3 protein-coding genes are annotated in these 10911 nt (G+C 53.5%); all 3 read left to right on the top strand.

What is annotated here, in order from left to right; translation table 11 throughout:
• The first annotated feature begins 1 nt into the window (after position 1).
• The 3 genes from IEW12_RS12465 to IEW12_RS12455 are packed head-to-tail and all read left to right on the top strand — an operon-like array spanning position 2 to position 10838.
• A complete protein-coding gene (locus IEW12_RS12465; RefSeq protein WP_188566351.1) occupies positions 2 to 5968 on the top strand; it encodes a contractile injection system tape measure protein in 5967 nt (1988 codons plus the stop codon).
• 26 nt (positions 5969 to 5994) lie between these two features.
• Entirely contained in the window at positions 5995 to 7335 is a 1341-nt protein-coding gene (locus IEW12_RS12460; protein WP_188566350.1) for an ATP-binding protein, read from the top strand.
• A complete protein-coding gene (locus IEW12_RS12455) occupies positions 7332 to 10838 on the top strand; it encodes a hypothetical protein (protein WP_188566349.1) in 3507 nt (1168 codons plus the stop codon). The genes IEW12_RS12460 and IEW12_RS12455 overlap by 4 nt, the downstream gene beginning before the upstream one ends.
• Positions 10839 to 10911 lie beyond the last annotated feature (73 nt).

Here is a 10911-nt window from a genome sequence, read left to right as displayed (position 1 = left end):
CATGCGCCCTCTTAATCTTATCCACGGCTTGACTTTTGATTTTTCGTTCGCAGGAACGACGATGGATGGACTGAGCCTGGCGGATTGGATTAAAACTGCATTACTGCCCGTGATAGAAGAAACCATAGAACAACATGATAGAAAAAATCAGCTGAGGCGCATCGACAGGCTGGAGATCGATTTGGGCACGGTATCGCAGCTTGAGTCGCAGCATGAGTCGCAGCATGAGTCGCAGTGTGACTCGCAGACCGAGCTGGTACGCCGCTTGTTTGCGAAATTATCGGCAGCGCTGAGCCTGTCTCTGGAGGATGCGACAGTGACCAGCCTGGTAGAGGAGCGCGAACATGCGCAAGGCGAGCATTTCCTGAACTTTCTGCGGACTGGCAGTCTCGCCTGGGCTGTTTCCGCCGATCCTCGCCTTGCACATAGGCATTTGCTGCAACAGCTGCTTGAAAGTTCACAGGCAGCGGACGTGCTTCAGACAGTCATCCGGGAGCCGCAGATGCTCATCCGCTTGGTGCGGCAGTTCGATTCTGCCGAACTGTCCGGTATTGCGCGCGTACTATTTCACTCTTGGCCGGAACAGGAGCGCGCATCCGCTTTGGAGTGGATCTCTCTGGAATTGCTTTGCCAGCACGGCGTTGAAATGAAGACTGAAATGAGGGCAGAGATGTTCTGGCGCTGGCTGCTGCTGAAAAGCAAACGGGCGGCAATCAGCGTAATAGAATTGATGCAAAGCTGGGCGCAGGCGTTGGGGCAGGCCCAGGGGCAGACTCAGGAAAGCCTGCTGCTCTCGTATGAAAAGCTGCTGGAAAACGGCGGGCACAGCCCAGCTTTGATGCAACAAATTTTGTTGATCAGACAGGATGTGAGTAAATTGGCGCATCAACCTGTCCGACAAAGCGGGCTTGATCAGGCTGCAGCATATCCTGGCCGGCAAAATCCGGAACAAAGGCGCAATAGCGGCGACCTGCCGCCCATAGCCCAAGCCGCTGTCGGCAACGGCAACAACAACGGCGGGGCTGATTTCATCGCCCCTGATGCAGTATTTACGCGGCCAGAAATCGCCATCATCAAACGCGGCCTCGATGCGGGCGACTTCTCCCTGCTGTTGCCGTTTTGGCACCGCCTGCTTGTCCAGGCGCCGCAACATTTGCATGCCGAACATCCGCAGCTATGGAGAACATGGCTGGCGCAGTTTGACGATGATGTGCTGTTTGATATCCTGTCGGCGATACAGGTAGAGAGCGCCTGGGTGATGGAGCGCCTGGCCGGCCTTGTATCCCGAGATTATTTATATGCATTGCTAAAGCCGGTGCTGCCCGAGTGGTTCGCCGTGGCGCCCGGGCAACTGGCGCCGCAGCGTGTATTGGACCATGTATGGGCGCGTGTATTACACGCAGCACCGGATAAGGCATCCCAGATACTGGCGCTGTTTGATGCCGGTGCTCACATGGACGACATCACGATTTCAGCGGATAACCGGCAAGCCGGCACGGGGGATAAGGCCTTTCTGCCCACGGATACTGCCACCTCCCATTCTGTCCAGGGTAACGGGCAAGATCTCTTGAACGAGATGGGTAGCAAGAGCAAGGCGGAAGCGCTTACGGCCAGCGCGCCAGAAAAAGAAAACGCGGAAAATACCCAGGCCCAGCAGGACCATCTGATCAATGCCGCAGGAAAAGCAATTGCGCACGGCGTCGCAGGCACCGATCTGGAGGCGATGCTTCGTCAAGGAGATGCGGCGCAGCTGGCTCGCATATGGCACCGGGTCTTAACTTCGCAACGTCAGCAATTTCGGGATATCTGGCAGCAGCTTTCCGGTGATATGCGCCGCAGCACAATCGATCACCTGGTGAAGCAATTGAATTTTGAACAGCAGCTTGACCTCGCCTCTCTGCTGCAGCCCCAGATTGCCGCTCTGCTGGTGCAGCTGCAAAAAAAATTGCCTGCACTTCTGTCCGCTCAGGGGCCAGCTTATGGCAAGGAAAAAACCGGCGATCCATCAGCTTCGTTTGCAATCGGTGCTGCGTCCATACCGGTGATCACGGCTGACATCATGGAGTCTGCACTGGAGTGTTTACTCAATACCGATATCGCGTCAGTTACCCCGGATGGGCTGATGAAGTTAGTAATTCAGAAGCTTGGGGGGCGCTTCGCGGCTGGAAAACACATATGGGCGATGACGGATGAAGTCAGAGTGGAAAGACAGCTGGCCGCCGTGCTGCAAGTATTGAACGACCGCGTTCTGCAATCAGGGGAAATCAGAAAAAGCGACACGCCGGTTTTTTCTTCGGAAAGCGGCGAAGCGATAAGCCACGCTGCCGCGGCGAGCACAGGTTCCGCAGCGCCTGCCAGCCCAGAGTATCTGGCACAAAATTCCGGGTCGCTGATCGATCCTTCGCTGGCAAACTTCCGCGATTGGCAGCAACAGCGCATTAATTTGCTGGAACTGCCGATGACGCTGGGCGACCTACGGCAGTGGCTGAATTGGTGGCTCATGCACGATCCGCTGCATGCCAATCAAGATTGCAGCCTGATGCTGGATGTGATCGACTCGCAATGCGGGCAGGCAGGCGATCCCGTGCTTTTCATGAAACTGGTGCTGCAAAGCCTGCATTTCGATGGCGTGCTCGATATGGAGGCATTGGCGCTGCAAGCGCAGCAGCAGCCGGCTTATAGGGATATTCCTCTGAAGGAAAACGGTCAGCGTGAGTATGCAGGCAACGAAGATTTGCGGGAAGGAGAATCTCCTGAGCTTGCTGGTCCTGCCGAATCTTCCGAAATTCAGGCGTATGAAACTTTGGCGAACACCTTGGACAAGGCACTGGAGGCTGCTTTACAGTCCCAGGATAAGCTAAAAGATTTTGTCGCACAAAGCCTGCGCCTTGATGTGCAGTTGCACGCGCTGAATTCGGCGCAACTGCATCTGCTGGTACGCACATGGATCCAATTTCAGCAAGCGCCTGAGACAATTTCAATATTGCTTGTGGCGATTGAGGAAAAGGCCTTACTGGCCATTTCTGCTCATGTGTTTTTTAGGCGCCTGCTTCAGCAGCTTGCATCCGAGGAGACGATTGACCTTGAGCAGATTCTCTTGGCCAGCGATGGTGATTCCCAGTTGCCTGAGAGGCTGGAGCGTAATGCCGGCGTCTCCGCACTTGCGACGCCATTTGCCGCCGATATGCACAGCGCGACGGCCGATAGTGGGAAGCCTCCGGCGGGCCACACCTTGGACAGCGAATTCTACGTTTTATTGGAAAGCCAGCTCGCGCAGACAAAGCTGGCCGCACTCTTAACAGATACGCGCTTTCGAGTCTGGCTGGTGCAGTGGATATCATTGCATCTTGCCGATGGCAATGCCGGATCTGCTTTAAGAGCGTATGAAAATAGATATCGGGGGAGGATCGGGCCCTCCTATTTCCTCGCTCAGATATTGAGTCAGCTGAGGAAATATTTACCTCAAGGATTGTTGAAAGAATTTAGTCATATCACCGACCAGAACTTTGGCGTAACTGCCGTCGCATGGACAGAGCTGGATGAATGCTTGTCTATCCCGGGGCAAGCCAGCTTCGTCACTGAACTGGATTCGATCTTTGCCCGGGTCCAGTGGAGAGGTCTTGATGCCTCGCCCGTAAAAGCGCCTGCCGGGGCACCTGTGCCCACGCAGGAATCGACATTGCCCGAGCAAGTGCAGCAGAGCTTGCCGCAGCGCCTGGCGAATGCGATGCTGAAAGCCGATTTTAACCTGCTGCATGCTATCTGGCCGGAAATCATAGACTGTCATGCAGATTTGCTGGCGCAAGCTGCGCGGCATTATTTGCGGCGCGCCGATTTGAGAGAACGGCTGATCGCGAACACCGATGTCGGCATGCTCAAGGAGCTGCTGAATGCCTTGTCTGCACCTGTGTATCAGTTGGTAGCGCCCATATTGCAGCATGACGCGCAGTGCAATGCAATGCTCGCTGCGCCTCTCGCGCTCAGCGAATTTCAAGGACGCGTCTTGCGCTTCGCCTTCACGCAAGCCATGGAAGACTCCCTTCCTTTGCAGCATGACTCTGCACTTTGGATGCAGAGCCTGTTGCAATTTTTGCACTCACCGGGCTCTCAAGATATGAGTCAGGATCAGTTTGCGCAATCGGCGCTGGCGTGGCGTGAAGTGCTGCAAGTTCAAGTACAAAGTACCGCTCATTCCGCAAAGCCTGGGGGCCCTGACTCCAGCTTACAGGGTCCGACCTCCTCAATCACGGCCCTGCCTCTGATTCAGATGTTGGAGCGAGCCCTGTTCGGCAATCAGTATCTGGCAGCGGTGCAGCAATGCATGCGCGAACAAGCCGATGGCCGCATGGAAGACACGACAGCCTTGCCTTTACGCCAGATGCTGATAAAAGAGCTGGGCGACAGTTATCCTGAGTTGACGGATCAGATATTTACCGGTAGCGAGATATCAGAAGCTGAACCGGCATCCTTTAGCGCCGGGGAGTGGCAGTCTTTGATTCATGCTCAACTTGCTCGCCACGATGCGCAGGTACAGGAGCGGTTCTGGCAGGCATTCATCGATGTATTACCTATGCAGACAGCAGCCGGCGCGCCCGGGACTGAGAGCGGGCGTGACTCCAGGATCGCTCAGCCTGTCATCGGTACCCTGTTTGATTTTGCATTGCAAGGCACTAGCTCAGAGAGTGAATTGCAGCTTGCATTATTTGCCGGTATTAGCGCATTCCAAGCCGGCCCAGGTGGGCGCAAGCGGCAGAAGGATGGCTTGCTGCCGGCACCGCCGCCCAAGGCCGACGAGCCTGCCGAGATTTTTGTTCAGACAGAAATTTCAGATTCTTTACGAGAAACCGTTGCTTCTGAGGCGTTGATCAGCATTCTATTGATGCGGCAGGTAACGCTTAATAATACGGAAGAGGCCAGCATAGGCTTGCTGCTCGAACGCTTGATTGCGAACAGAGCTCAAAAATTGCAAGGCGCGCTGAAAAGTGCGCTCTCCCACCCCCAGGCCATAGACAGACTGGCCCGTATCGTGCCCGGAGTTACCCTGGCACGGCTGTTCGCCTTGATTCGGCCTCGGCTTGCGGCACAGCTCGCACCAATGTTGCGCGAAGTAGCGGGCAGCCTGTCCATCGCATTTTCAGGCACTCCGCTGACATTGGGGCTAGATATCTGGCGGGCAATTTACCAGGCTGCCTTGTTGAATGGGCCTCCGGCAAGCCCCACTGTTTTTTTGCGCGATTTCGTGAGCCGCCTCGCCGAACTGCATCCGCATGCAGGCGCAGACGGCTGGTTGAAAAAAATCACAGAGAGGAATGCCTCCTTCACAGCCTGGGCGGCAGCTTCCTCTATCACAAGAGATGAAGCGATGGCTCAACTTCTTCAGCCTTTGGATGAAGGAAAATCCGCCCGGCAGCCTTCCATGAAACGACCGCTTCCCGCACGAAAAGAAGATGTGCCGGTGCTTGCTCACGGCGATTCCAATATCAGCAATGCCGGCCTGGTCATCATCGCACCTTATGTGCAGCGCCTGTTTAATCTGTTGAATATCACCGAGGACGGGCATTTTGTCAGCGATGAAGCCTTGCAACGAGCGGTGCATTTGCTGCAATACGCGGTAACCGGAGAAGAGTCGACACCTGAGTATCAGCTCATGCTGAACAAGCTGCTATGCGGCGCACCCGACGGCTTGCCGATAGTGCGCGGCATAGCAATGACGCAACAGGAGCGGGACACCATAGAGCAAATGCTGACGGGCGTAATTGCTCATTGGAGTGCGATCGGCAATACCTCCATTTCCGGCTTGCGAGAAACCTTTTTGCGACGCGAAGGGAATCTGCATTTTCAGGAGGAGGCCTGGCGGCTCAAGATTCCACAGGGTAGCTTTGACATGCTGCTGGACAGGCTGCCCTGGAGTTTTTCACTGATTAAGTTTCCCTGGATGGCAGGCCCGCTTCATGTGACTTGGCGCTGATAGGAATAAGCAAATGGGAATGCACGATGAATGACATCACGGATTGCCTTGAACGCGAGATCACCTGGTTTACCCAGGTGTGCAATGCCCGCTTTGATGCGTACTTCAAGGCGGATCACTCTGCGCCCGATATCGAAATTCTATGCCCGCCGCCGGATATTTCTGCCTCTGATAGCCCTTATGCGCAGCTGGTGCGAGAGTGCAATATGAGCTTTGCCGAGCGTCTTGTCCTGATGCTGGCGTTCATGCCGCATCTGAGGCCGCAGGTATTGGATCTGTTTTTGCTGCAGAACGCCAGCCTGGGACGGGGCTATAGCGAGATTGGCGGTTGGCGCGGCAAGATCCACTCCGGTTTTTTGCCTACATGCGAAACGGCTGCATTTTTGCTTGCCGGCGCTGATCTTGCGCAGCGATTCAAGGTCGCCACTCTGTTCAAGGATGAGCATTTCTTTACGCGCAGCGGCATGCTGAAATTCGATCACCAGGCGAGCGGAGAGCCCCAGTTGGGATCCGCACTAATGCTGAGCAACGAGTATCTGCAACGCCTTTCCGATGGGGAGGTGCATAAGCCGGACTTCAGCGCAAACTTCCCTGCCAAGCTAATGCAAACCAAACTGGATTGGGCGGACCTGGTGCTGAATCCAGAAGTCATGGAGGAGATAGATCATATCGTGACCTGGCTCAGGCAGCCTCAGCATATTTTGCAGGCTTGGGGGCTGGACAAGGCAATCAAACCGGGCTATCGCACCTTGTTTTATGGTCCGCCGGGAACGGGAAAGACGTTGACTGCCAGCCTGATAGGCAAAGCAGTAGGGGCTGACGTGTACAGGATAGATCTGTCGATGGTGGTGTCCAAGTACATCGGCGAAACCGAAAAAAATCTGGCGAATGTATTCGATCAGGCACAGAACAAAAACTGGATCCTGTTCTTTGATGAAGCCGATTCCCTGTTTGGAAAGCGCACTCAAACCAGCAACTCAAATGACAGGCACGCTAATCAGGAAGTTTCCTATCTCTTGCAGCGGGTGGAGGATTTTCCTGGCGTCGTTATCCTTGCTACCAATCTCAAGGCGAACATCGATCAGGCCTTTTCGCGGCGCTTTCAAAGCGAGGTGTATTTCGCCATGCCCGACGTCGAGCAGCGCAAACGGCTATGGCGCGGCTTGTTTAGCAATCCCGAGCGCATAGCGGGTGATGTTGATTTTCAGAAAATTGCAGAAAAATATGAATTAGCCGGTGGCGCTCTGCTGAACGTAGCGCGCTATGCGGCGATCCGTGCCTTGAAAAATGGCAGGGCGCTTATTGTGCAGGACGATCTGATCGTCGGTATCGGCAGGGAATTAATCAAGGATGGGAAAACATTGTGAAACATTTTTTCAATCTGCGCCACCTGAAGAAAATAATTAAGCCTGTGATCCTCTATCCGGTGTTGTCATCCGGCGCGCGACGATGGGCGGGACTGATCGTGGCAGGCAGTATTGCTATTGCACCGGCTGGCAGCGTCGCACAAGCAAGCCTGCCGGTAAGCAGCGCTTCTACAGCACCGGCAAGCGCCAGCACGCCCGCGACCGACGCTGCTGCTAAAGGCGACCCCAAGGCCAGTGGCAAAACTGATACCAAAGCCAATATTAAGCCTGCCGCAGATGAAAAAGCAGGGGCAGCGCAAAGCAAGCCGGCCAAGCCGGCATCAGGCACTTACACCACCGTCGGCTACAACCGCAATATCCGCCGGGAAGACTTCGCCGGCTTGAGCAAGTCCTTGGTTCTGCAATTGCAAAAGCAGCTGGAAGCTATTTATAAAAACCTGCCGGATTGGAAACTTGATTATGCGTTGAAAGAACAGCCATTGAATGATGGCATCGTCGGTCCGATCACGCTGCTGTGGTTGCAGCGCTATGGCTATAACTTCAAGATTACGACTGAATCCGGCTATGCGAAAGGTCTGCCGGGCAATCTGGATCGCATCGCCGCGTTTGGCGCGGCGCATCCGCCGGAATTAGGAATTTTATTGAGTAAGGAGTTTGAAAATTGGGACGATGCCCTGCCAGACCAAGTGAAAAATCAGGATTTTCTGATTCGTCGCCAGGGCAATGAGCAGGAATTGCTTGATCTCGTCAACCGATTCCGGGCCTCCCGCAAAACGGCCCCGCGTGCCTCAGCGGTAAAAACAGATGCCGGCGCTTATTTCATTTATACACTCAAGCAGGCAGACCTGGATCTGCTTGGAGGTAAAGACAGGGTTTTCGCCATACTCTCTACGCTCAAAGACAAGGAATTCAACTCTCTTGAAGCAATGAAAGTCGCGCTGTTGCAAGCGCTGGGCGCCAGGGATTACCTGCTCAATTCCTTGTGGCCGGTAGTTGAAAAGAACGCCTCCGACTTCAACGGTTTCCTGATCAACGAAGCTGCGTTGAACAAGCTCAAAAAGGAGGGGACTGTGGCGGCAACTGTGCTGGATGAGCTACGCTCTTTTGGTACCGTATATTTGAAATCGCGCGAGGCCTTCGATACTTTTATTGCTGACAAAATTGCAGCCGGCACATTATCGATTACTCCGGAGGACACGGCGATCCCGGTGATTGCTGATGCCACACAGGTATTCGATAACTACCATCTTGATGCCCAGACGCTGGATACAATCAAAGTGGAACTCAAGGGGAATGTCCAAAATGCCGGCGTGCCCACCGCCGTGGTTCACATGCTGGAACAGATCAAGGATGTGGAATACCCGGAAATCAGCATCTTCCGCAGTGCGGCGATATCCAAAATTGCCTTTGGGCTTGACATGTGCAGGCTGAACTCGCCGAGCAACAACCCCTATGTCGCCGCTCTGCGCGTCTCCGATGACGACGTGGGATTGTTCAAGCAAGAACTGGCTGCACTGCGTCCAGATCCAGTCGATGGCGGCAAGCAGGTGGATACAGGAATAGATGATCTATTTGCTCAGATCACTGCATTGAGGGCAAAAGCAGAAATTTGCGACGATGCCACCAATGCCAAGGGCAAGGATATTGTGCAAAAAATCTATCGGACCTATCTGGGCGTTGCCATCGAAAATGCTGCGCGTAAAAAAATGCCCGACGATATCGCTCCGATTAAAATCAAGGGCAGCAAATGCGGTTGCGCGCTGGACGATCTGCCAGGTGTCGTGTACGGTTTTTACCCGTACTGGAATAATCAGAAAACGGTGCAAGCGATCAATTTTCGCATGCTGAATCGTATGGCATATTACGGTTTAAGTGTCGATAATGTCGGCGATTTTCGGCTAGGCGGGAATAGCTTTGATATCACAGACGGCAGCGACAGCGAGAACGAATTTATGCGCGTTGCGGATCAATACAATTCAAAAGTCGATTGGATGATACAAAAAAACGATTGGGACGGAGAGTGGAAAACTTATTCAGCTCAGAATAAAAAAGCCGTTTTTAAAAAGATGCTGTCCAATATCATGCAGTTGCTGCGAACCCCGCTCACGGACGCAGCATCGAAGATCAAACCTTACGCCAGCTTTGGCTTGGCAAAACGCCCGAGACGCGGCGACGGGGTAACGCTCTACTTTCCCAATTATCCGGACGACACCGATTCAACGGTCCTGTTTAATGAATTTTACTTGCTGCTTCGCACCGAGCTGGATAAGCATAATCTGTGGCTGAATATTCTGGTATCGCAAAATGTCCTGTCCGCCGGAATCAATGGCGGCCCCGGCGCTTTCGGCTTTTCCAATCTTGTGAGTTTGCGCAAAAAGAAAGCGGCAACCGAACTACGCAAGCCTGCGGGTTCGCCCGACAACGATGAATTCATTCTCGTCTTGCTGAATGAGCCGAGCTCCGATGCAAAAAAGAAACTCCGTCAGGATATAGAAAACGACGCCACCATGCATGGCTTTCAGCGGGCAGATTTTTTCCGCAGCATTTTGCCGGTCTTGCACTTCGATAACCGCAACTGGCAGCAGCTTGAGGACGACATTATTTATGTGCGAGACAACTTCGGCGGCGTTGGATTTTGGGCGCCGAACTTTGATAATCTGGCGCAGCCGGTGACGGACACCAGCTTATCCTGTTTGCAATCCAAGATGATCGCTGTTTGCCTGCAAAAAAATTACGGCAATCAAAGCACTGGTGTCAATCTGCCCAATCCGCTGGAAAGCTTCGCCTGCGTCAATCGTTGGGCGCTGCAACTGATTCTGACTTTCCTGGTACTGGTGGCGCTTGGGCTTGCCGTCTTTTTCTTTCGGTCCTGTAATGTGCAGAATTTCATCAAAAAATATTTTTTGTGGGTGCATGCATTCATAGTCATTCCGACGGTGGTGATCTTCATTTTGTTATTGGTATACGACCCTTTCTTTGTCAACCTGTCGCAAGGGCACCTTCCCCTCATCATTGCCGCCGCCATTATTGTGCTTGGCACACTTTTCGGTTACCGCTATCTGCGCGCACGCCGCAAGGTTCCGCTGCGGCAGCGTAGCCTACCGCAGCGACAGGGCCTGGGGTTCCCGATTGTGACATGGAGCATAGAGAACAATAAGCAAGGCTTTCAGTGGATTATAAAAAACCGCGGATCTGGATACGCCATCATTAAAAAGATTGAAATTTTGCTGGACCACCAGCCAGTGGCGGATGTGAAGACTGCTCTGGAGTCGGTCATGGAGTCCAACGATAACGTATTGTGGAAGGGCGCCCCACTGGTAGGGCAAAAACTGCAGCCGGGAGAATCCCTGGTGGCACTGACTATTATTGATGCGGCTGCAGCAAAAGCATTTGAGAAAAAACTCAATGCCCATCAATTGGAAGTCAATATCGTCTACAGCGCCGCGAGCAATGAACATTGGGTAAGTAACGGTAAGGAAATTACGTCGATTTCCGAAGTGTAGCTGCAAGCGCCTTCATTCATGGAGGTGTATTTTTTTGTTTCGCCAGCACCAGGGGATAGATTAAAACTCGATT

The sequence above is a fragment of the Parundibacterium terreum genome (assembly GCF_014636315.1).
Classification (GTDB): Bacteria; Pseudomonadota; Gammaproteobacteria; order Burkholderiales; family Burkholderiaceae_D; genus Undibacterium; species Undibacterium terreum.
Note: the sequence above shows the minus strand (reverse complement) of the source record. Positions and strands in the feature narration are given on the sequence as shown.

Bases quoted from the DNA above. Each gene is read 5' to 3' on its own strand.
- IEW12_RS12465 (WP_188566351.1), top strand. From the start codon at position 2: ATGCGCCCTCTTAATCTTATCCACGGCTTGACTTTTGATTTTTCGTTC.
- IEW12_RS12460 (WP_188566350.1), top strand. From the start codon at position 5,995: ATGAATGACATCACGGATTGCCTTGAACGCGAGATCACCTGGTTTACC.